We start from the raw sequence: 21,708 nt of genomic DNA, 5'->3' as shown, positions 1-21,708 counted from the left end.
TTGGCCGCAGCGGTCTGAGAGTTAATGAAAGCACAGCAGGATCAGAGCTTATGCCCGCAGCTGCAACGGCTGTCCGCCTGGACATAAGCGCCGCAAGACGGACAGGGCACCAGGTCAGCCACCTTGTCGGTGCCCGCCGTAGGCGGCTCGGCCTTTCTTTTTTGCGGCTTCTTGCCTTCGGCCGCGCGCAGCTTGGCTTCAGCCTTGCGGGCGGCCTGCAAGCGGCCAAGGAACTTGAAGCCGTACCAGACCGCGGCGATGACCAGGCCCAGAACGATCAGCTTCTGAATTGAAGGAAGTCCAAACATGGCGGCATTTAGCGGTGCCGGGCCCGCCGGGTCAAGCGATGGCGACCCGGCAGCGGCAATTGTCAGAAGCGCCTAGAGCCCGAAACGCGACCAGAGCGAGCGCTCCTCGACAGCGGCGAGCGCACCGGCGGCCCAGTCCGCCGGCCCCGGCAGGCCGTCACTCCAGACCGCGAAGCCGGCTTCCGCCTGACCCCGCCCGAGGCCCAGACGCCGCAACAGGCGCTTGGGCGCCTGGATACGGCGCAGCCGCAGCCGCTTGCCGAAACGGTCGCGCAGCACCTGGCGCAGCTCGCCTTCCGAATCGGCCAGACCAAGCTCGACGGCCTTGCCGCCGGACCAGAACTCGCCACTGAAAAGCACATCTTCCTCGGCCTTCAGGCGATGACCGCGCCGCTCACGGACCGTCTTCTTGAAGACCTCGTGCAAATCCTCCTGCAGGGCCTTCAGCCGGACCACATCCTCGGCGTTTTCCGGGCTGAAAGGATCAAGCGTCGACTTGTGTTCACCGGCGGTATAGACGCGGCGCTCAATGCCGAGCTTCTGCATCACCTCGGTAAATCCGAAACCGGAGGTGATGACCCCGATCGAGCCGACGATAGAAGTCGGCTGCACAAAGATCTCATCGGCCGCACAGGCCAGCCAGTATCCACCGGAGGCCGCCACATCCTCACAGAAGGCCAGCACCGGGACTTCCTTCTCGCGCGCCAGATCGCGCACGCGGTTGGCGATCAGGGCGGACTGCGAGGGCGAGCCGCCGGGCGAATTGATGACCAGGGCGACGGCACTCAGATGAGGAACGGAAAAGGCGCGTTCGATCAGCGATTCCAGGCTCGCCAGGCTCATACCGCTGCGCAGGGGGCCGAATCCGCCGATGACGCCGGCCAGGCGCAGCACCGCCACTTCGGGCCGGCGCGGGCGCAGCCAGCGGAACGTCAGAAGGTCTATGATTGATCGCAAAGCCATACCTGCAACATAAGGCCTAAGGCGGCGCTTTCCAAATCCACAGAACGAAATACGCCCTAAATCTGGCAAACCTCACAGGGATAAAACCTCACAGGGGCAAAGCTTCGGCCTTTCGCAGAACCGCTTCGGCGGCGGCGCTGTAAGTGCCGCTCTCGTCATGCAGGGCAAGACCGGGCAGCAGCCGTAAAGGCGCGCCGGTGCCTTTACGGGCCTGAACGATGATCCGCTTGGCCGGCTGCCCCAGACGCGGCCAAAGCGGCAGAACGGTCAGATGCCCGCAATCGCCGGAGAGCCGGGCCAGGATCTCATCGAGGCGGTCGGCGCGGTGAATCAAAGTCAGGCTGCCCCGCGGACGCAGCAGGCCGAGGGCGCAGTTCATCCAGGCGGCCAGGCCCGCCTCTCCCTCCACCGTCGCGATCCGGCGCACTTCGTGCTGGGACAACCGGGCCGCCGCCGGATCCAGGTAGGGCGGGTTCATCATCACATGATCGAAACCGGCCGCTGCGACTGAGGCCGGCGGTGCGCGCACATCGCCGATGTGGACCGAGAGCCGGTCTTCGACAGCATTCAGTTGCGCATTCTCCTGCCCCAGTTTGCCGAGCAACGGCTGCAGCTCCAGGCCGACCAGCCGGACCTCCGGAATCCGATGCAACAGGCAGAGGCTCGCCGAGGCGACACCGCACCCCAGGTCAGCCACGACATCCCCTGCGACAGCCGGCGTCGCCGCCGCCAGCAACACCGGATCGATCGCCGCCCGATAGCCCTCCGCGGGCTGGCGCAGCTGCACCTTTCCGTCGAGCAGGCTGTCCTCGGTCATGACGGTCGGCAGGGTCAAGGACTGGTCTCCTCCCCCGCTTCCTGCATGACCTGCTTGGCGCGCAGGTAGTCCCGATCGCCGACCATCAGGCGCCGCGGCAGAATGCCGATCGACCCTTCGAGAACGGAGGTGTGTTGATCGAGAACCAGGATCTCGATGCCGGCGTCGGTCAGCAGCGCCTCCAGCCAGGAGAGCTTGACCATATCGTTGGTGCGGAGCAGTTCTTTCATGTCGAAACTCTTATAGCGCCTTTCGTCGCACCCGGGGTATCAGACTTGACCGCCCGGCGGTTAAACCTATGCTGCTCTCAGTACCCGGAAACGACTACCGGGCTGGACTATGGCGGCCGTCGGGGCGCGCCTTATGAAGGGGATTGATTGAGCGTGAGAGGTCCGTCGTGGCGCTAGTCGCCGAAATCGGCAAGGAGGAAAAAGGCCCTGAGAGAACCGGGCTGGAACCCCTGACAGCGCTTGTTTCCGAGGATCTGCAGGCGGTCAACCGCCTGATCGTGGTCCATATGGACTCCCCTGTGGCGCTGATCCCTCAACTGGCCGGGCATATCATAGCCGCCGGCGGCAAGCGGCTGCGGCCGATGCTGACCCTGGCCGCAGCCAAGCTTTGCGGCTATCGGGGCGAGCGTCATCTGGGCTTGGCGGCCTGTGTGGAGTTCATCCATACCGCAACCCTGCTGCACGACGATGTCGTCGATGCCAGCGACCTGCGCCGCGGCCTAGCCACCGCCAATGCCGTCTGGGGCAACAAACCCAGCGTATTGGTGGGGGATTTCCTGTTCAGCCGGGCCTTCCAGCTTATGGTCGCCGACGGCAGCCTGGATGTCCTGCGCATCCTCTCGAACGCCTCGGCGGTGATCGCCGAGGGCGAAGTCCTCCAACTCATGACGGCCAACGATACCAGCTCCGACGAGCGCGCCTATATGGAGGTGGTGGAGGCCAAGACGGCGGCGCTCTTCGCCGCCGCCTGCCGCATCGGCGCCGTCGTCGCCGAGCGGCCGGAAGCGGAAGAACTGGCCTTGGAGAATTTCGGCCGGGATCTCGGCATCGCCTTCCAACTGGTCGACGATGTGCTTGATTACTCCGCCCTGCAGGCCGATCTCGGCAAATCCGTGGGGGACGATTTCCGTGACGGCAAGATCACGCTGCCGGTTGTCCTGGCCTTCCAGCGCGCAAACCAGGACGAAAAAACCTTCTGGCGGCGCTGTCTGGAGGACCAGGAGCATCAGGAAGGCGACCTCGAAAAAGCCATAGCCCTGATGCAGCGACACGATGCTTTAGCAGATTCCATGGCCAAGGCGCGGGAATATGCGGTTTCAGCCCGTGATGCCCTTGAGCGCTTTCCCGAAGGTCCGGCAAAGGCCGCGCTTCGCGAGATCGTCGATTTCTGTGTCGGACGGGCCTACTGAACGGCTCAGCCGCAGCTTGAGTTTAGAGGCTCAGGCACTGTACCGCACCAAAGCAGAGCCTGTATTAGCGCTCCAATTTGCCTCAAATTGAGCGTTGATACAGTTCGGGCTAAGCCTCGTCCTCCATCAACTGGCGCCATTCGCCTAACCAGCTCAATTCGTCCAGGAACGCCATCAGGCGGACGCAGAGCGCCACCGGATGCGGGATAGCGGTATCGCCGGAGGCCCAACGCCGCACCGTGCGATCATTAACCCGCAGTTCCCGCGACAAAGCGGTTTGCCAGCGTACTGTGCCGTAGAGCTGAGTACAGATACGGTGCAATTCCTCAGCCGGCATATCCCGATCCGCGGATTCGCTCATCACCTCCCCCTCTAATTGCCATCCGAACCCTACAATAGGGCAATTAGTCCCTAACATCAAGAGAAAGACGGACATTTCGCCCGCAGGCAAAACCCTGATTTTGCTATATTGCCCTAATTAAAGCCGATCTTCGAACTTTTGTGGCATTATACGGCTATATTGCCCTATAATTAATAATATAAAATTTTACATATCGAATATAAATGCAAAAAATTTCGTTCTGTAGTTGACATTCAATCGAGCCGGAAGTATATTCTCATCATCACATAGAGAGATCAAAAATTCTCAGTTCCTGATCTAAATACTTCGCATCGCATCTTAGATCTCTCGGACGATTGTGACCGTATGTTGCATATTCAAGATTGGGGGGCCCGGATTACTTCGGCCCCCCTTTTTTTGTCCACCGTCTTTATACAGGCCGAAGGAACGACCACACGGAGGCGCAGAAAATGTCCGGATTTCCTGAGTTCATCACGCGAGACCGCCCGCCGCAGCACGTGCTGAGCCGCCGGCGGATAAGCCGTAAGGAACTGGAAAAACTGCTCTCAGTTCACGCGCGCTACCAACAAGGCGCCTGGGATGGGCGCCGGGTTGTCCTGCTGCGCTGCGATCTCTCGGGCATGGATCTTCAGGGGATCGATCTGAGCGGCGCCGATATCATCGAATGCGATTTCAGCGACACCGATCTGTCCAACGCAAAGCTTGAAAGGACCACCCTGGCCGGCTGCCGGTTCGAAAACAGCCGCTTGGACGCCGCCAGTCTATGCGGTGCGGATCTTTCCCGATCGGATTTTGAGAAGGCCGACCTGCGCGGCACCGATTTGGCGGATGCAACCCTGGCAGGGGCCCGCCTCGGCACCGCCGAAATGGGGGAAAGCCCCCGGACCGGGCTGCCGACGAACATCGACACCCGCATGCTCGATCGGATCGCAATACAACGCCGACGGCACTAAATATTACTTCCTCTTCTATTGGGTGTATTTTTCGCTCACAAAATGGGCGAGATCGATCATGGAGAAGAGCGCGGCGAACGCCGCCACGCATACTCTTCACGAAAGCTTCATCAACTTTCGGTTTGATAGGGCCACGGCTGTTAATGCCTCATTAGTTTCCAGTCACTAGTTTGTGAGCTAAAATATGCTTAACGAAACGGAGTGACTTGTCATGAGGTGGCTTATTAGTGCCGTTGTTCTCTGTCTGGGTCTTGCCGGACCAGCCGGTGCCGCGGAGGAAACGCCCCTAAATCTTGAGGGCGTAACCATCGTGTCAGCACAAGAGCTGAAGCCGATGCTGGAACAAGGCATTTTCATTTACGATCTGCGCAAAAAAGCGTCCTTTGTCGACGGGCACGTGCCGGGGGCACAGTCTGCGGCGGCATACTACGACGCGCAGGAAACAACCCTGGACACCAGCTTTCTTGGGCCAAACAAGTCCGATAGTGTTCTGTTCTATAGTCATGGCACAACCGGCTGGAAAAGCTACTGGGCAGCCAAACGTGCCGTCGAGGCCGGGTATACCAACGTGATGTGGATGCGCGGCGGATTTTCCGAATGGGCTTCCAGTGAGTTTCCCATCGCGCGCTGACCCGCTAAAGAGGTCTGGCGTAATTGATAGATGAAAGGGCTCGCCTTTTGGTTCGTCGGGCTCGACGGCTAGGATGGTTCGGAAGGATCAGGACTCAGGCCCAGATGGCCCTGTTGGTGTTTCTGGTTGTCCTGGTTGCACAGTTCGCGGCGCTTTCCTATGCGCTGCAGCGCGATCATGCGCTGATGCGCGACATCGTTGAGGAAAACGAGGCCTCCCGTCGGGCCATCGACACCCTGGCAAACGACCTGGCCCTCCTCAGCTATCGGATCATCGGTGTCAGCGGCGGGGTCTACGCGGCGCAGAGTATCGCCTATGAACTGCCCGGTCTCGGCAACCGCATCATCGAGCACTGGGGCCTGGTGGACGAACGTCTCTCGGACTTCTCCGACGAGCAGACAAAAGCGCGCGCCGCAAAAGCGATTAAAGGGCTGCCGGCTTTTCTTGAACGGACCCGGTTGCTGTTTGAGGTGACCGAGCCGGTCCCTTCACCAGCCGAGCTGGCGCGCCTGGAGCGTAACCACGATGAGTGGTTGGATTACCGTGGCGCGCTGAGTGTCTTTACCGACACTGTTCGCAAACGCGTGGCGGAGCATTCTGCCGAGAACTTCGAGGAACTGAAGCGCATCCAGGCAAAGCTCTCGGCCTGGTCGGCCGCTGCTTTCGGCAGCGGGCTGATCGCCCTGGCGGTCATCTGGTATCTCCTCGTCTTCCGCATCGCCCGTCCGGTCACTTCGCTGGTTGCTTCCATGCGACGCATCGCGACGGGCGAGATCTCGGCGGATGTCCCGAACCTGGACCGCGGCAACGAGGTGGGTGATATGGCCCGTGCCGTCCAGGTGTTCAAAGCCAAGTCGATCGAAAACCAGCGCCTTCAGGAGGAGGAGGCAAAGCGCAGCGCAGAGCTGGCCCAGGCGCGCGACGAGGCGGAGGCCGCCAACCGGGCAAAGTCGGAATTCCTGGCCAACATGAGCCACGAACTGCGCACGCCGCTGAATGCCATTATCGGCTTTTCAGAAATCATGCAGCGCGAGTTGCACGGCGCCCTGGGCAACGACCGTTACAACGAATACGCCGTCGATATTCATCAAAGCGGGCGACACCTGCTGGAAATCATCAACGACATTCTCGACATCGCCAAGGTCGAAGCCGGCAAGCTGGATCTCCGTCATGATCGCATCAATATCGACGATCTGTTCAGCTCGTGCAGCCGTTTGATGGGAGAGCGCGCCTCGAGCGCCGGGGTCGCCATGAAAGTCGAGTCAGCGGCCCACATGCCAGACCTTGTTGCGGACAAAACCCGGCTTAGGCAGATCCTTCTTAACCTTCTTTCCAACGCCATCAAATTTACGCCCAGCGGTGGCAGCGTCACCCTGAAAGCCGTGCTCTCCGGCAACGGTGTCAGCGAGCTTCAGGTTGCCGATACAGGCATCGGCATGACCGAGAAGGAAATGGCGTTAGCCATGCAACCCTTTACGCAGATTGATCATTCTCTCTCGCGGCGTTTCGAAGGCACCGGCCTGGGGCTGCCGCTTACAAAGGCACTGGTCGAACTGCACTCTGGTGAGCTAAGGTTGAGAAGCGAAAGGGGGGTAGGCACAACAGCCAGCATTGTCCTTCCGCCAGCTTTGGGAGAGGCCGAGGAATTCGAGGATCAACAGGCACACCCGCCTGAAAAGAAGGTGGCGCAACTAAGCCGCATGGGGGGTGATTGAGCAGGGAACTTGATTGTGCAGAAAGCAGATGTGCCGGAACCGGCCGCCCCGGCCGGCTGGCAACAGCGACTTCGAAGCGATTTCGCTACCGCAGCCCTCCACTGGACCATCGTCGCTCTCTTCCTTGTTAACCTTACCACCGGCCTTAGAATTGCCAGCGATGCTCTGGATGCTTCCTGGTCATTAGCCGTCACTGCGGTTCTGCCGCAGGGCGACGTCTATGTGCTGCACATATGGTCCGCCTGGGCACTGACGGCGGCCTGTATCGCCTACGTCGTTTTCCTTCTCGTCGCCCGCCTTGCCCCCCGCGTCGCATTGGATGCCAGCCGCTTTCGGGCGCTCTCGTCCCATGACCGCCGGACCCGTTGGCAATCCATCAACGTTCTTATCTACTGGTTGGCCTTCCTGCTGGTCGGCGCCGCTGCCGTCACCGGCAGCCTGATGTATTTCAATCTGTGGCCGGGTGAGCAAAGCCTGGTGACCAGTCTGCATCGCATCGTGGCCTGGACGCTTTTCGCCTATATCTTCCTTCATGTGATCGCCCAGTGGGCTATGGCCGGCTGGCGCGGCCTGTTGAAAATCGTGACACCTCGGCTCGCCTACATCGCTGCGGCGCTGATTGCCTTCGCCGGCGCCGGCGCCTTCGCGGCCGGTCTGTTCGCCCTCGACCAGATGACTTTGAACAAGCTGATCGTCGAGAAGGTGAGCGCCCCGCCGAGCCTGGACGGAGAGGTCGACGATGCGGCCTGGCAGAGCGCCGCCGTGGTGGTGGTCGATACCCACAAGGGGGCCAACCTGCCCGACGGAACGACCCCGGTTCATCTCCGTGCGGTACACGACGGCGAGAACGCCTATCTGCTCTTCGAGTGGCCCGACACGACGCGCAGCCAGAAGCATCTGCCACTGGAGAAAACCGCCGAGGGTTGGCGCGTGGTGCAAACCGACTTCGCGCGCGCTGATGAAGACGAATACTACGAGGACAAGTTTGCGGTCATGCTGTCGGAGGACTCACAGCTTGCCGCGCTGCATACCTCCCACCTCGGCCAGCGCCCGCTGAGCGGCTTACCGGGCCCGAAAGGCGGCCGTGGACTGCACTACACGACAGACGGCTCGGTGGTCGATGTCTGGCATTGGAAGTCGGTTCGCGTCGGCGGCCCCCTGGGGCAGATCGACGACAACTACTTCGGCCCGCCGCGCACAGCGCCCGAGAACCCCTCGGCGCGCTACACCGGCGGCTACACCCAGGATCCGAAGTCCGGCGGCGGCTTTACCATGAACTGGGAGAAGTTCGACACCGGAACGATACAGCCCCGCTGGCTGCCCCGCTCGCCTGAAATCCTGGAAGAGCGTATGGGCCCCATCTCTATGGATCCAACGGTCAGCGACGAAGGTCTCTGGTGGCTGCCACGCAGCCTGATGGTTCCGGCCACGCCTGAAGGCGATGCCCAGTTTCCCATCGGAACAATCATGCCAAGCGTGATCGCCGAAGAGCCCTTTCAGGGCGACCGCGGCGACGTTGAGGCCGTCGCCCAATGGCATGACGGCTGGTGGCGCATGGAGGTCAAGCGCAAGCTTGAGGCGACATCCGACTACGACGTAACGATCGGCGACGGGACCTACCTCTGGGTCGCGGTGTTTGATCACACACAAACCCGACACAGTTTCCACCTGAGACCCGTGCAGCTCGAGCTGCGTTGACCCGATCCAAGGACCCTGCCGACATGACCAGACTTACCATCAGACAGTGGCCTTTGCCGGTAGAGACCGGGCGCTCAACAATTCTGGACGCCGCCCTGGCATCCGGCGTTCCCTTCCCGCACGGATGCCGCACCGGTGAATGCGGGGCATGCAAGAGCCTGCTGCTCGCGGGCGACGTCAGCATGTCGGGCTATGACCGCGAGGTTTTGACCGACGCCGAGAAGAGCGCCGGCTTTGTGCTCGCCTGCCGGGCCAAGCCGCTCTGCGATGTGCATGTATCCTGGCTCGGCGGAACGCTCAGCATCGACCTGCCGATCCGCAAGATGGATGCCCAGGTGACGAACATCGAGCAGGTCAGCCCCACCATCAAACGCATCTTCGTCTGGCCGGAAGAAACCCTGCAGTTCGCCGCCGGACAGTTCGCGCGCCTGCGGTTTGCGGATCTGCCTGCCCGCGCCTACTCCATGGCCAATACCCCGGGCGAAGAAGCATTGGAATTCCATATCAGGCTGATCCCCGGCGGCGCCGTCAGCAATCACATCGCCGAGGACCTGAAGGTCGGCGACACGGTCAAGATCGAAGGCCCCTTCGGTAACGCCCATCTGCGTCCGGAAGACCGCAGCCCACTGGTGCTGGTCGCCGGCAGCTCCGGTTTGGCGCCGGCCAAATCGATTATCCGTACGGCACTGCTCAACCAGCCGGACCGCCGGGTGCATCTGTATTTCGGTGTCCGCAGCGAAGAGCACGTCTACGACGAAGGCGAACTTCAGGGGCTGGTCGCCCGTTACAAAAACCTGAAAGTGGAAACGGTACTCTCCGAACCACAGGGCGAGACCCAGCGCCGCACCGGCATGCTGACCGATGTGCTGACGCAGGATCTGATCGCCCATACCACGGCACAGTTTTACATGGCCGGGCCACCCGAAATGGTCAACGCGGTGTCAAAGGTCGTCGCGGACTTCGGTATCAGGAAAGAGCAGATTCACGCGGACCCCTTTCACGCGGGCGGCCAGGCGGAACAGGTCGACGAACCGCCCAGGAACTTCAACAAGCTGCTGTCGGGTTTTCGCAAGCTGCTGCCGGTCGGCCGTCTGCGCCACAACCCGGGCAGCGGACAGCCCCAGAGCGTCCAGGCCGTCCATCAAGCCGCGCAGGAGCGTCAGGGCAGCACCTCCGGGGCGGCCCCGGGAGCAGCCCCGGGCGCGGCCAATGACACAGCCCCCGGCGAGGTGGTGGCCTCTACGTCCGGACGCCAGCCCGGCTGACGCAAGGTTATCGGGGTTAAGGTTGACCGGGGCTTGGGCCAGACACTCTGGCCCCTGCCCGTCACGGGTGTCGCCTGGACCGGATAATTCTGATTTCCCGAGAGGGCTTGCTGCGCCTGCTTGCCGGACCAATCCAGGGCTGACGAGACTTATCGTCGTCAAATACCCGTTAGTTGGTCGGGGAGAGAGGATTCGAACCTCCGGCCCCTACGTCCCGAACGTAGTGCTCTACCAGGCTGAGCTACTCCCCGGCGCGGCGCGTTATAGCGATTCCCACAGGGCATTGCAATCCCGCCAGTAGTCCGGGAAGCAGGGCCGCTGCCCCAGAACCCAAAGACCGGCAATCTGGTCGCGATCGAGCCTGCGTACGACAACTCCTTAACGAATCGGCGGCTATTCTGCGATAATTCACCATATAACCTGAGATTGATTGCTTGACGTGAACATTGTGATCGGGCGGGATATGCCTGGACTTGGGGAGCAGAGGGACCTTATTTGTGTTCAGTCCCGGGCTGAAACCCGCCCCCGCAGAACTTTTTTATCGGGCGTTGCCCCTCTTTGTGTTGATGGAAATGTGAGAACGTGAGCAAGGCTCCGCCGAGGCCGCTTCCAAAGCTGGCTGCCGTGATTCTGCTGTGTTTTGCAGCCTCCCCGCTCGCCGCGGAGCAGCTTTCGCTGTTCCGCATCGGCACCGGCGGCATTGGGGGCACCTATTATCCCATCGCCGGGCTGGTCGCCCAGGCCATCAGCAACCCCGCCGGGCACTGCGAAGCGGAGGAGGTCTGCGGCGTTCCGGGCCTCGTTGCCGTTGCCCAGTCTTCGAGCGGCTCGGTGGCCAATGTGAAGGGCATTGCCGCTGGGCAGATCGAGTCCGGCTTCGTTCAGTCCGACGTCGCCTTCTGGGCTTTTAGCGGCGTTGGCGCCTTTGAAGAGGACGGGCGTCAGACATCCCTGCGCGCCATCGCCAATCTCTATCCGGAATCTTTTCACATCGTGGTGCGCGACGAGAGCGACATCGAAAGCGTCGGCGACCTGGCAGGACGCCGTGTCGCCCTGGACGAGGCAGGCTCCGGCACGCTGGTCGGCGCCGAGCTTGTTCTGGAGGCTTTCGACCTCGTCGAAACAGGCGTTTTCGTGTCCTACCTCAAGTCGGACGACGCCATGGAAAAGCTGGTCACCGGTGAGCTGGATGCCTTTTTCCTGATTGCGGGTTATCCCGCCAAGGTCATTCAATGGGCCAGCGAACAGGCGAAAATCCGCCTGCTGCCCCTCAACGGTCCGGAAACCGCCGAGCTCGTCAAGGTCAATCCCTTCCTGCAGCTTGATGTCATTCCCGGCGGCACCTATGAGGGTGTTCGAAAGGTGGAGACGCTGACTGTGGCCGCGCAGTGGATCACGCGCGACGACGTCAGCGAAGAAACCGTCTACGGCATCCTCCAGGCCCTGTGGCGCAGTGACGCGCGACGCCTTTTGGACCGGGGCCACGCCAAAGGCCGCGCGATCCGCCTGGAGACGGCGCTGGAGGGGGTCGGCATACCGCTTCATGCCGGGGCGCTGCGCTTCTACCGCGAGGTCGGGGTATTGAGGCGCCGTACCGGCGCGCCCGACCCGAGCTGAGCGAACCCAAACGCCGGATATCTCTCACCGATAGGGCCTGTCAGCTTGACCGGAAAACGTTGTTTCACGGTCATAGGCATACATTCAAACGACTCTATCCGACCATGCTTTGGGCTTGTTCGCCGGGGTACCTTGGGCTAGCTTCTCTGCACTTTGAGGGATGCCTAAATTAGGGACTTGGGTAGCCTCCAGAGGGGGGAAATAAAACCAAAGCCCGCCGGGATACACGGTGGGTGTGAACAACACGGGAGGACTTAGTCGACATGCGCATCCGCGATACCTTCAAGCTTGCCGTCTCGGCGCTTACTATCGGCGCCGTCGTGGCATTTGCGTGGCCCGGCGACGCCGAGGCTCAAGACAAACGTATCCGCTGGAACATGGGCAGCGCCTTTGGCAGCAAGCTCACCCAGCTCGGTACCCTGGGCGTCAGCCTTTCCGAAAAGATGGAACGCTCCACCGGCGGCAACATCCGCCTGAAGTTCTTCGAGCCCGGTGCCCTGGTGCCGCCGCTTGAGATGTTCGATTCCATCTCGGCAGGCTCGCTGGACGCAGCCTGGTCGACGGCCGGCTATTGGGTCGGCAAAGACGAGACCTTCGCCATGTTCTCGGCCGTGCCTTTCGGCCCACGCGCCGGTGAATACCTCGGTTGGATGTACTACGGAGGCGGCAAAGAGCTGATGGACGAGCTCTACAGCCCGTTCAACATCAAGGCCGTCACCTGCGGCGTCATCGCGCCCGAGGCTTCCGGCTGGTTCCGCAAGGAAATCAACTCTGTCGACGACCTGAAGGGCCTGAAGATGCGGTTCTTCGGCCTCGGCGCCAAGGTCATGGAGAAGATGGGCGTTTCCACCCAGCTTCTGGCCGGCGGTGACATCTTCCCGGCCCTGGAGCGCGGCTCCATCGATGCGACCGAGTTCTCCATGCCGGCCATCGACCTGAACCTCGGTTTCTACCAGGTCGCCAAGCACTACTACTTCCCGGGCTGGCATCAGCAGGCGACCCTGTTCGAGTTGCTGATGAACAAGGAGAAGTACGACGCCCTCTCCGATACCCAGAAGGCGCAGATTGAAATGGTCTGCGGGGACAACGTCCGCGAAGGCCTCGCCGAGGGTGAAGCGATTCAGGGTGCCGCCCTGGCGGAGCTCAAGGAAAAGGGTGTGAGTATCCACCGCTGGCCGCCCGAGATGCTTGATACGCTCAACGGCGCCTGGAACGAAGTCGCCGGCGAGCTGGCCGCCGACAACCCGAACTTCAAGAAAGTCTGGGAGTCCTACAGCGCGTTCCGTGAGCAGTACAAGATCTGGGACGAGCTGGGATACCTGTGATCCCAGCGTCACAGCGTCTGAGGGCCCGCTAAGAAGGCCATAAGCGACAGCCGCGCCGGAGCTCTCGAAACGAGGCTCCGGCGCTGTTCTTTCCGACGAGCGGCAGCGGCGGCAGAGTCGCCCGGGCCGTTAAACAGGACAGAATGGGAAGCAACATGGAAGTCTTGATACGCGTCAGCGAGGGGCTGGACCGCGTCATCACGAAGGTCGGTAAGATCGCCGCCTGGGCGGGCCTGGCATTGATCGTGGTTACCGTCTTCGACGTGGTGACCCGGCGTTTCTTTGTTCTCGGTTCGACAAAGCTGCAAGAGCTGGAGTGGCATTTCCACACCATCCTCTTCGCCTTCTGCCTGGGCTTCGCCTACCTGAAAGACGCCCATGTGCGCATCGATCTGCTGCGCGAGAACCTCAGCGAAAGAACCCGGTGGTGGATAGAGCTGGCAGGCTGCCTGCTGTTCCTCATTCCCTACTGCGCCCTGGTGATCTATTTCGCTGTCGACTACACCCACAAATCGTTTGCCACCAGCGAGGTTTCGGCCTCGGCCACCGGCCTGACCCACCGCTGGATCATCAAGTCAGTCATCCCCCTCGGCTTTATTTTCCTGGCCCTGAGCGGCGTGGCCGTGGTGCTGCGCAAAATTGTCGAGCTGTTCGGCCCCGAACCCCTGCGCCAGCAGGTCCACGAGATCGAGGAGGCCGAGGCCGAACCCCTGGACAAGATTTCTCTTCCAGAACTGGAGGACCAACCGGGGCCGGACAACCAGGATGGGGAGCGGCGCTGATGGAATTCTATATCGAAGACTACCTGCCGCTCTTCATGTTCGGGGCCCTGGCGCTGTTGCTGTTCAGCGGCTATCCCGTGGCCTTCGTCCTGGGCGGCATCGGCCTTGCCTTCGGCTTCATCGGCATGGCCTTCGATGTCTTCTCGTTCATTCAGTTCTTCAATGTCGCCCCGCGCATCTGGGGCGGCATCGCCGAGAACCTCGTCCTCACCGCGATCCCGATGTTCATTTTCATGGGCACGATGCTGGAACGCAGCGGCGTGGCGAGCGACCTTCTGCACTGTCTTCAGGTCCTGCTGCGCCGGGTTCCCGGCGGCCTTGCCCTCTCGGTCACTCTGATGGGTACCATCATGGCCGCGACCACCGGGATCATCGGCGCTTCGGTTGTGATGATGACCCTGCTGGCCCTGCCGGTGATGCTGAAGCAAAGCTATAACACCCCGCTGGCAACCGGTACCATCGCCGCCTCCGGAACCCTCGGCATTCTGATCCCGCCGTCGATCATGCTGGTTATCATGGCCGACCTGCTGTCACGCTCCGTTGGCAATCTCTTCGTTGCCGCGATCATTCCCGGCTTCATGCTGGCGGCCTTCTATATGTTCTTCATCCTGGTGCTCTGCGGCTTCAAGCCGAAGCTCGCCCCGCCGCTGTCAGCCGACGAGGGCCCGGACAGCGCCATGGGCTTGATCATTCTGGTATCGCGCTCCTTTGTCCCGCCGCTCTTCCTTGTATTCCTGGTCCTGGGATCGATTGTCTTCGGCTGGGCAACGCCGACGGAGGCCGCCGGCGTGGGCGGCGCCGGCGCCATTCTTCTGGCCTTTCTGAACCGGCGGCTGAGCTTTACGGTACTGAAAGATGTCATTGAGCGTTCCGCCCTGACCGGCGGCATGCTCTTTGGTATCTTCATCGGCGCAACCTGCTTCTCCTACGTCTTCCGTTCCCTGGGCGGAGACGACATCATCATCGAACTGGTCGAGAGCCTGGGCTTCGGCTCCTGGGGCCTGCTCTTCGTGCTCATGGCGATCGTCTTCTTCCTGGGCTTCTTCTTCGACTGGATCGAGATAACGCTGATCGTCCTGCCGGTCTTCTCGCCGATCATTGCCGAGCTCGACTTCGGCGACCATGTACCCCCGGGCGAGATGGTTTACTGGTTTGCGATCCTGCTGGCGGTCAACCTGCAGACATCCTTCCTGACGCCACCCTTCGGCTTTGCGCTGTTCTACATGAAGGGTGTGGCGCCACCGGAGGTGAAGATCCAGCAGATCTACAAAGGCATCATCCCCTTTGTGCTGCTGCAGCTCACCGGGCTCGGCCTGGTGATCGCCTTCCCGGACATCGCCCTCTGGCTGCCGCGGGTGTTGCTGAACTAAGGCGACCAAACAGACCCCGACGGTCCGACAACAAAGAAACGGCGCCGACCTGATCACCAGGTCGGCGCCGTCGTTGTTTCTCGGGTAAGCCGGGATCTAACGTGGATCCTGCCGACCAGGATCCGGTCTAGGCGGCGAGCTGGTGCAGCTTCGCCATCAGGTAATCGATATCGTCCTTGGTCATGGTCGAAGCAGGGTCTTCGAACTGGGTCAGCAGACGCTCGATAATGCGGGTGACGAAACGCTCGCGATCGTTGCGCCCGCCGTCATATTCTTCCTCGTCCAGGATCCGCACTGCCGCGGAAACGGCGTTCATCAGGCGCGACGGCATCTTGGCCTTCTCGCAAAGCGATTTCAGCCCAAGGTCACCCTGGTCGTGGATGAGCATGCGCGCGTTCTTCAAGGGAACGCCGGCCAGGCGCGCCATGGCGGCCTCAAAGAAGGACATGTCACCGATGCAAAGCGCCCGGATGATCAAAGACGTCGTCAGCCTGCCATTGGCGTAAAGCTGGTACACGAGCTCTTCCAATTCGGCATCGGAAGAACTGCGGTTCAGCAGGCTCACGGTTGCCCGCTCGCGGGTCTGCAGGATCAGGTTGCTGGCCGCGTCGGGTGAGAGGTTGTGCTTGCTGACAAGATAGCCCTGCAGTTTCTCGGTCATAGCGCTGACAAGCTGCTCTGAGATGCTGGCCGGCAGGCTCGGCCGGCGGGCCAGGGAATCGGAAACCGCTTCGCTGTCTTCATAGTCGCTCAGCACGCGGTCCAGGGCCCCCTCGCTCAGGTCGGCGCCTTCATTGGCGACCAGGCGTGCCACCGCGGTCTCATTGCCGGTATCGATCAGCGCATCGGCCACGGCCCCGGACACACTCGCCCGCTGTGCGATCATGACCTGCTTGGCCGCGGCATCTTCGTCACGGACGATATTGATAAGATCTTCGTCGGTCAGGACTTCCGAGTACTTCAGAACCGGCAACGCCACCGCGTCGACATCCCGCGCAAGGCTGAGGGCAAGATCATGAGGCAGATCCGGTGTCGTCTTCAGGTTGGCCGCCAGGGCTTCACGGACCCGGATCTCGGCATCCTGCGCCAGCTTGCGGAAGATCTCCTCCGCAATCTTTCGCTCGGCATCGCTCATCCGCGGATGCCGGCTGTCATACTGCGCCGCAATCTTGGAAGTGGTCTCGGCGCGCACTGACGGCGAAGGGTCAGCCATCAAGCGCGCAACATCGTCCTGAGAAAGAATTCCTACCATGTGTTTCCCGTTCAAACCACTCTTTGTCTCTTCTGGGACGGGCGCCACTTGGTCGTCCGAAGACGCATAGTCCCGCAGTCGAAGTATCCCCGGGCCACGTTAATTCATGCTTAAAATACGCCGCGGGCATACACAACGCGGACAGGATCTGGCTTTGCAGCCCGACAAAGCTTCTGTTCCGGCGCCGAGAACAACCGAAATTCTACTTCAGGATGATCTTATCGGCGCTTTATTGGCGGCTTAGAAGGATCTTGGCGACCGATTGGATCTGTACGTTCGGATCGACATCCAGATAGGACGTCACCTCCAGATCGCGGTCCTCAAAGACATCCCCGTCCGGATTCTGCTGCTGCCAGAGCGCCACCTTGCGATCGCGCGCCTCAAGCAGATCGATGATCTGCGGCCGGTAGAGTTGGACCATGGCCGTGACCCAGCGATTCACCGGCCAGGACGGTTGTGTGTGGTCGATTTTGAAGTACTCGAGCAGCACGGCGACGTCCTTGGCGCTGTACCACACCTCGCCGGTAACCCAGCGATTCACGGTGAAAATCCGGAAAGGCAGCCCGCCTGGCGTCATTGAGATGGCGATCAGGTGGCTGAGGGCATCGTTGGGGTCTTTCGGCTTCATGAAACCCGCTACCGGGGCAGGCTTGATCCCCGGCGGCATCCCCTTTGGCCGGACGAAGGTATGGAAATGGCCGTGCTCGCCTTCGAAACGCTGATCGATCGCATGGGCGTGGTAGTAATATTGCCCGTGGGTCTCGTGATCGTAAACGTCACCGGGCGGGTAGTGATCCCACTCGTAAAAGGTGCCGTTGTTCTTCAGCAGTTCGCCAACGATGTTGTCGCTGGTCTTGGCGAGAACACGGTGAACTTCCGCCACTTCACGCCCGGCCTCGGCCATGGCCTGAAGTTCTTCGGAGGATAGCCGTTTCAGGTCAAAATCGCTGTCGAGCGCGCTTTCTCTGATTTGTGCTTCGCTTCTCATGATCCCTGTTACCTACACATGCCTGCCCCTCAATACGAGGCCACGACGCTTCACTTCGGCGTGAAGCTAGCACCCGGATTGCCGACGCGACAATCGACATACCAGAATAGCCCTATTCTACGATAAGGCGAAAGCCGATGAGAATGTGTTTAAGCGCCTGGGGGCGGCTGTGCTGGGCCGCCGGGCGGCAGACCCCGCAGCCGCTGTCGTCCCAGGAACCGCCCTTGACCAGATAACGCCCCTCGCCCGCCGGGCTCGCTGTCCACTCGAAGACCTGGCCCGCGGGGTCCAGCAGGCCGTAGGGGCTCGCCCCCGCCGGAAAGGCGCCGACCGGCAGTGTGTCAAAGGGTCCCCGGTCATGACTGTTGAGCCTCTCCGGATCCCAGCCATCCCCCCAGGGAAACCGGCGCCCCTCCACCCCGCGCGCCGCCTTCTCCCATTCCAGAGCGCTCGGCAGGCGCCAGCGGCGGCCGGTCTCGGCGCTCAGCCAGGCGGCGAAGGCTTGCGCGTCTTCATGGGAGACCAGGACCACCGGATGATCCTCCCGGCCCGCCGGCGGACGGCCGGCCTGCCAGGCATGACGCCGGGTGCGCTCATAGGGATGGATCAGGCCGTAGCCGGCCCAGGTCCGCGGGTCGACATCGGGCGCCGGATGTCCGGTCGACGCGACAAAGGCCGCGTAGAGGCGATTGGTGATCGCTGTACGGGTGATATCGTAAGCCGGCAGGGTGACGCCGCCCCGCGGCCGCTCGCCTTCATACCAGCGTCCCTCGCGGGTTCGGCTGTGACCATAGGCCGCTTCGTCCAGGCCATAGGCCGCCTCACGCTCCGCCCGGTCGGACCCGGCCACGAAAGCGCCACCGGGAATCCCGATCACCTCCGGCGGATCGAAGGCTTGCGATCCCGCAATAGCCGGCACAGTGGCGGCTGCCGTCAGCAGCACCGTCAGTGCGCCGATAACCTGGATGATGAAGGGTCGATAGCCTGCCATGAGGACACCATAGACGGCGCAGCGGCCGCCAATCCACTAACGGCAGATCACATTTCGGTAGGACAGATCTTCGCAGGCAAGAGCCGGATGCCGGGTTGAGGCGGTCAGTCGCGCACCACCGTCACCGAGCAATTGGCATGACGCACCACCCGTGCCGCGTTAGGGCCCAGCAGGTAGTCCTGCAACTCCGGCCGGTGAGAGGCCATGACGATCAGATCGACCTTGGTCTCCCGCGCAAAATGCAGGATCTGCTCATAGATCGTGCCGTGGGCGACGATGTGCTGCACCTTGACATCACTGGGAACAACCTCCGCGACAAAGGCGTGAAGCTGCTTGTTGGCTTCTTCCAGCGCCTCCTCTTCGAAGTTCTTGGGAAAGAAGCCGCCGACAATGCTCATACCGAAGTCCGGTACAATGGTCAGAACGTGCAGGCGGCTGCCGAAGGCCTTGGCGAACTCCACCGCCGCCTTCACGGCTTTTTGCTGAGATTCGCGATCACCCAGATCGACCGGCAGCAGAATGTCCTTGAACATGAAACTGAATTCCCCCTTACCGATAACCTAAGCGACCGCCGCAGCCGGCTGCCTGCGCTGGCGGCCACGCTGCATGACGATGATCAAACCCAGCACAAGCAGCGCCGGGATGTACATCAGCTCCTTGGGCAGCTGATCGACGGGCTCACTGACCGTGACAATCACCTGATCGAACTCAAGACCGGCCGCTTCCGCAGGAGAGTCGAAAACGGCATTGTCGACCAGTACCTGATCACCATCGATCAGCAACTCCAGGCCAGCCGCCTGCAAGCGCTCCTCCCCGGTCGCGCCCTCGCCCAAAGGCAAGAGAGCAACGAAACTGCGCAGGTCCCCGACGGCATCGACACCGTCAACCCGAATGCGCAGGGTTTCACCCGGCTGCATACGATCGGCCACCTCCATGATCTGGGTCGGCGACACATCCTGGGTCGGCGGCGAGACCATGTCCATCCAGAATCCCGGGCGGAACAGGGTGAAGGCGATGAGCAGCAGCAGCACCGTTTCATAGGCGCGGTTGCGGGCCAGGAAAAAGCCCTGGGTCGCCGCAGCAAATATGAGCATCGCAGCGGTAGCGACAATAAAGACCACAATACCGCCAACCCAACCCACGTTGATCAGCAGCAGGTCGGTATTGAAGATGAAGAGGAACGGCAGAGCGGCAGTCCGCAGGCTATAGAAAAAGGCGACAAAGCCCGTCTTGATCGGATCGCCGCCGGAAACCGCTGCCGCGGCAAAAGACGCCAAGCCCACCGGCGGTGTGACATCGGCCATGATCCCGAAGTAGAAGACGAAGAGATGAACGGCAATCAGCGGCACGATAAGCCCGGCATCCTGGCCGAGCTGCACGATCACCGGTGCCAGCAGCGCCGACACCACGATGTAGTTTGCCGTCGTCGGCAGGCCCATACCGAGAATCAGACTCAAGATCGCGGTCCACAGCAGGATCAGCAGAATGTTTCCGAAAGACAGGATCTCCACCAACTCGGCCAGTACGAGGCCGACGCCGGTCTGGGAAACCGAACCCACGATGACGCCCGCAGTCGCCGTGGCGATACCAATGCCGATCATGTTGCGCGCACCGGCGACCAAGCCCTCGCCGAGTTCGGTGGTACCCAGGGTCACCATGGAACCAAGCTCGCTCCGGCCTCGGAACACGGCAAACAGGGGACGCTGCGTCAACACGATGAAGATCATGAAGGCCGTCGCCCAGAACGCCGAAAGGCCCGGTGACAGCCGCTCAACCATCAGGCACCATATCAGTACGATAACCGGCAGGATGAAGTGGATACCCGACTTCACAGTCGGACCGACCTTCGGCAAAGAGACGATCGGTGCATTCGGATCGTCGAGTTCGAGATCCGGATAGATCGAACAAAACCGAACGATCCCGATGTAGACCACTGACAGCAGACCGGCGATCACCCAACCGGCAGCATCCCCGAAAAGCGTCTTGATCCAGCCCAGACCGTAATAGGTGGCCAGGGCAAGGCCGCAGACCACGGCGATACCGAATGCCGTCATGATCAGAAACTTCATCAAGGGGGTCGGCGCGGAGGCGCGGGGGAGCCCCTTCATGTCCGCTTTCATCGCCTCAAGATGCACGATGTAGACCAGCGCAATATAGGAAATCAGCGCGGGTACGAAGGCATGTTTCACCACCTCGAAGTAGGTGATGCCGACGTATTCCACCATCAGGAAAGCAGCAGCGCCCATGACCGGCGGCATGATCTGTCCGTTCACCGAAGAAGCGACCTCTACGGCACCGGCCTTCTCCGGCGAGAAGCCGACCCGCTTCATCATCGGAATGGTGAAAGTGCCCGTGGTGACCACGTTTGCGATGGAGGAGCCGGAAATGAGCCCGGTCATCGCAGAGGCAACGACCGCGGCTTTCGCCGGGCCGCCGCGATAGTGGCCGAGCAGCGAGAAGGCAACCTTGATGAAGTAATTGCCGGCCCCGGCCTTGTCGAGAAGCGCGCCGAAAAGCACGAAGAGAAAAACGAAGTCCGTCGAGACACCAAGGGCCACGCCGAACACACCTTCCGTGGTGATCCATTGATGGTTCACCACGCCGGCCAGCGAAACGCCCTTATGCGCGATCAGATCCGGCATGTATTGGCCGAAGAATGTATAGATCAGGAAAAGCGAGGCGATCACCGTCAACGGCGGCCCAAGCGCGCGTCGCGTCGCCTCCAAAAGGATCGCCATGCCGATGCAGGCAACGACGAGGTCCATCGTATTGGGGTTCGCCGGGCGCAAGGAGATGGAGTCGTAGAACCAGAAAAGGTAGCTGCTGCAGAAGGCACCAACCAAGGCCAACACCCAGTCCTGGGCAGGAATGTGAGCGCGCGGCGAACGCTTCATCGCCGGATAGGCCAGGAATGCCAGGAAGACCGCGAAGCCAAGGTGGATCGCACGCGATTCGGTGTTGTTCAGGACAACCGGCAGGCCCGTGACCTCCGCCACGACGAAAGGCAACGGCGAGGCAATCCAGATCTGGAACAAAGACCAAAGGGCCGCGGTCCAGAGAATAACGTAGAGGGGAATGCCTGTCGGCGAGCGGCCGCCGGTATCGGAAGACGCAACCAAATCCTGCAGGTCGTCGTCGGAAACCGGTGCACCGGTCGTCCCGCCCTGCGCAGCGGTCGGTCGACCGCTGTTCGAATCGTCTGCCATATCTGTTCCCCGTTTTTAAGGGCCGCACCGTTGAGCGTGCGCCCTT

General features: G+C 61.4%; 20 protein-coding genes and 1 tRNA gene. 10 read left to right on the top strand and 11 right to left on the bottom strand.

The genetic code is table 11. The annotated features are described in order from the left end of the window. Positions 1-41: 41 nt before the first annotated feature. From HBA54_RS16555 to HBA54_RS16540, 4 genes are all read right to left on the bottom strand, one after another. Positions 42-308 (bottom strand): hypothetical protein, encoded by a 267-nt coding sequence (locus HBA54_RS16555; RefSeq protein ID WP_167226593.1) that lies wholly within the window; start codon positions 306-308, stop codon positions 42-44. 72 nt (positions 309-380) lie between these two features. Further along, on the bottom strand, positions 381-1,271 hold the full coding sequence (locus HBA54_RS16550) for a S49 family peptidase (RefSeq protein ID WP_167226591.1): 891 nt from the start codon (positions 1,269-1,271) through the stop codon (positions 381-383). A gap of 88 nt (positions 1,272-1,359) precedes the next feature. Continuing rightward, on the bottom strand, positions 1,360-2,106 hold the full coding sequence (locus HBA54_RS16545) for a tRNA1(Val) (adenine(37)-N6)-methyltransferase (RefSeq protein WP_240932721.1): 747 nt from the start codon (positions 2,104-2,106) through the stop codon (positions 1,360-1,362). After that, on the bottom strand, positions 2,103-2,318 hold the full coding sequence (locus tag HBA54_RS16540) for a putative signal transducing protein (RefSeq protein ID WP_167226589.1): 216 nt from the start codon (positions 2,316-2,318) through the stop codon (positions 2,103-2,105). Before HBA54_RS16540 ends, HBA54_RS16545 begins: the two co-directional genes overlap by 4 nt. Positions 2,319-2,485: 167 nt before the next feature. On the opposite strand from HBA54_RS16540, the gene HBA54_RS16535 reads away from it, so the two are divergent. Beyond that, the gene (locus tag HBA54_RS16535) at positions 2,486-3,508 is read left to right on the top strand and encodes a polyprenyl synthetase family protein (RefSeq protein WP_167226587.1); all 1,023 of its coding nucleotides are present in this window, start codon (positions 2,486-2,488) and stop codon (positions 3,506-3,508) included. A 109-nt stretch (positions 3,509-3,617) separates the two neighbouring features. Here HBA54_RS16535 and HBA54_RS16530 read toward each other — a convergent pair whose 3' ends face one another. After that, positions 3,618-3,869 (bottom strand): hypothetical protein, encoded by a 252-nt coding sequence (locus HBA54_RS16530; protein WP_167226585.1) that lies wholly within the window; start codon positions 3,867-3,869, stop codon positions 3,618-3,620. Positions 3,870-4,318: 449 nt separating this feature from the next. Here HBA54_RS16530 and HBA54_RS16525 point away from each other — a divergent pair, with 449 nt between their 5' ends. The 5 genes from HBA54_RS16525 (at position 4,319) to HBA54_RS16505 (ending at position 10,131) form a co-directional block, all read left to right on the top strand. Then, on the top strand, positions 4,319-4,822 hold the full coding sequence (locus HBA54_RS16525) for a pentapeptide repeat-containing protein (RefSeq protein WP_167226583.1): 504 nt from the start codon (positions 4,319-4,321) through the stop codon (positions 4,820-4,822). 211 nt (positions 4,823-5,033) lie between these two features. Further along, entirely contained in the window at positions 5,034-5,453 is a 420-nt protein-coding gene (locus HBA54_RS16520; protein ID WP_167226581.1) for a rhodanese-like domain-containing protein, read from the top strand. Positions 5,454-5,557: 104 nt separating this feature from the next. Further along, the gene (locus HBA54_RS16515; protein WP_167226578.1) at positions 5,558-7,168 is read left to right on the top strand and encodes a sensor histidine kinase; all 1,611 of its coding nucleotides are present in this window, start codon (positions 5,558-5,560) and stop codon (positions 7,166-7,168) included. A 15-nt stretch (positions 7,169-7,183) separates the two neighbouring features. Further along, positions 7,184-8,866, top strand: a complete 1,683-nt coding sequence (locus tag HBA54_RS16510; protein ID WP_167226577.1) for an ethylbenzene dehydrogenase-related protein — start codon at positions 7,184-7,186, stop codon at positions 8,864-8,866. A 23-nt stretch (positions 8,867-8,889) separates the two neighbouring features. Next, positions 8,890-10,131, top strand: a complete 1,242-nt coding sequence (locus HBA54_RS16505; RefSeq protein ID WP_167226575.1) for a 2Fe-2S iron-sulfur cluster-binding protein — start codon at positions 8,890-8,892, stop codon at positions 10,129-10,131. 174 nt (positions 10,132-10,305) lie between these two features. On the opposite strand, the gene HBA54_RS16500 is transcribed toward HBA54_RS16505, so the two are convergent. After that, a tRNA-Pro gene (locus HBA54_RS16500) sits at positions 10,306-10,382 on the bottom strand. 331 nt (positions 10,383-10,713) lie between these two features. Here HBA54_RS16500 and HBA54_RS16495 point away from each other — a divergent pair. The 4 genes from HBA54_RS16495 to HBA54_RS16480 all read left to right on the top strand — a co-directional run bounded on the left by HBA54_RS16495 (position 10,714) and on the right by HBA54_RS16480 (position 15,225). After that, positions 10,714-11,748 (top strand): TAXI family TRAP transporter solute-binding subunit, encoded by a 1,035-nt coding sequence (locus tag HBA54_RS16495; protein WP_205944703.1) that lies wholly within the window; start codon positions 10,714-10,716, stop codon positions 11,746-11,748. A gap of 263 nt (positions 11,749-12,011) precedes the next feature. Continuing rightward, a complete protein-coding gene (locus HBA54_RS16490; protein WP_167226573.1) occupies positions 12,012-13,073 on the top strand; it encodes a TRAP transporter substrate-binding protein in 1,062 nt (353 codons plus the stop codon). A 155-nt stretch (positions 13,074-13,228) separates the two neighbouring features. Next, positions 13,229-13,855 (top strand): TRAP transporter small permease subunit, encoded by a 627-nt coding sequence (locus HBA54_RS16485; RefSeq protein WP_167226571.1) that lies wholly within the window; start codon positions 13,229-13,231, stop codon positions 13,853-13,855. Next, the gene (locus HBA54_RS16480) at positions 13,855-15,225 is read left to right on the top strand and encodes a TRAP transporter large permease (protein ID WP_167226569.1); all 1,371 of its coding nucleotides are present in this window, start codon (positions 13,855-13,857) and stop codon (positions 15,223-15,225) included. The genes HBA54_RS16485 and HBA54_RS16480 overlap by 1 nt, the downstream gene beginning before the upstream one ends. Before the next feature lie 127 nt (positions 15,226-15,352). Here HBA54_RS16480 and spbR read toward each other — a convergent pair whose 3' ends face one another. The 5 genes from spbR to HBA54_RS16455 all read right to left on the bottom strand — a co-directional run bounded on the left by spbR (position 15,353) and on the right by HBA54_RS16455 (position 21,662). Further along, positions 15,353-16,477 (bottom strand): SpbR family protein, encoded by a 1,125-nt coding sequence (spbR, locus tag HBA54_RS16475; RefSeq protein WP_167226567.1) that lies wholly within the window; start codon positions 16,475-16,477, stop codon positions 15,353-15,355. A gap of 229 nt (positions 16,478-16,706) precedes the next feature. Beyond that, positions 16,707-17,465, bottom strand: coding sequence for a DUF6969 family protein (locus HBA54_RS16470; RefSeq protein WP_167226565.1), 759 nt, complete (start codon positions 17,463-17,465; stop codon positions 16,707-16,709). Positions 17,466-17,577: 112 nt separating this feature from the next. Continuing rightward, positions 17,578-18,456, bottom strand: coding sequence for a formylglycine-generating enzyme family protein (locus HBA54_RS16465; protein ID WP_167226563.1), 879 nt, complete (start codon positions 18,454-18,456; stop codon positions 17,578-17,580). Positions 18,457-18,560: 104 nt separating this feature from the next. Continuing rightward, on the bottom strand, positions 18,561-18,989 hold the full coding sequence (locus HBA54_RS16460) for a universal stress protein (protein ID WP_167226561.1): 429 nt from the start codon (positions 18,987-18,989) through the stop codon (positions 18,561-18,563). Between the two features lie 27 nt (positions 18,990-19,016). Beyond that, positions 19,017-21,662 (bottom strand): TRAP transporter permease, encoded by a 2,646-nt coding sequence (locus tag HBA54_RS16455; RefSeq protein ID WP_167226559.1) that lies wholly within the window; start codon positions 21,660-21,662, stop codon positions 19,017-19,019. Between the last annotated feature and the right edge of the window lie 46 nt (positions 21,663-21,708).

It is taken from the genome of Pelagibius litoralis (assembly GCF_011683915.1).
In the GTDB taxonomy this organism is placed as follows: domain Bacteria; phylum Pseudomonadota; class Alphaproteobacteria; order Kiloniellales; family Kiloniellaceae; genus Pelagibius; species Pelagibius litoralis.
This window is presented reverse-complemented; position numbering and strand designations above follow the sequence as displayed.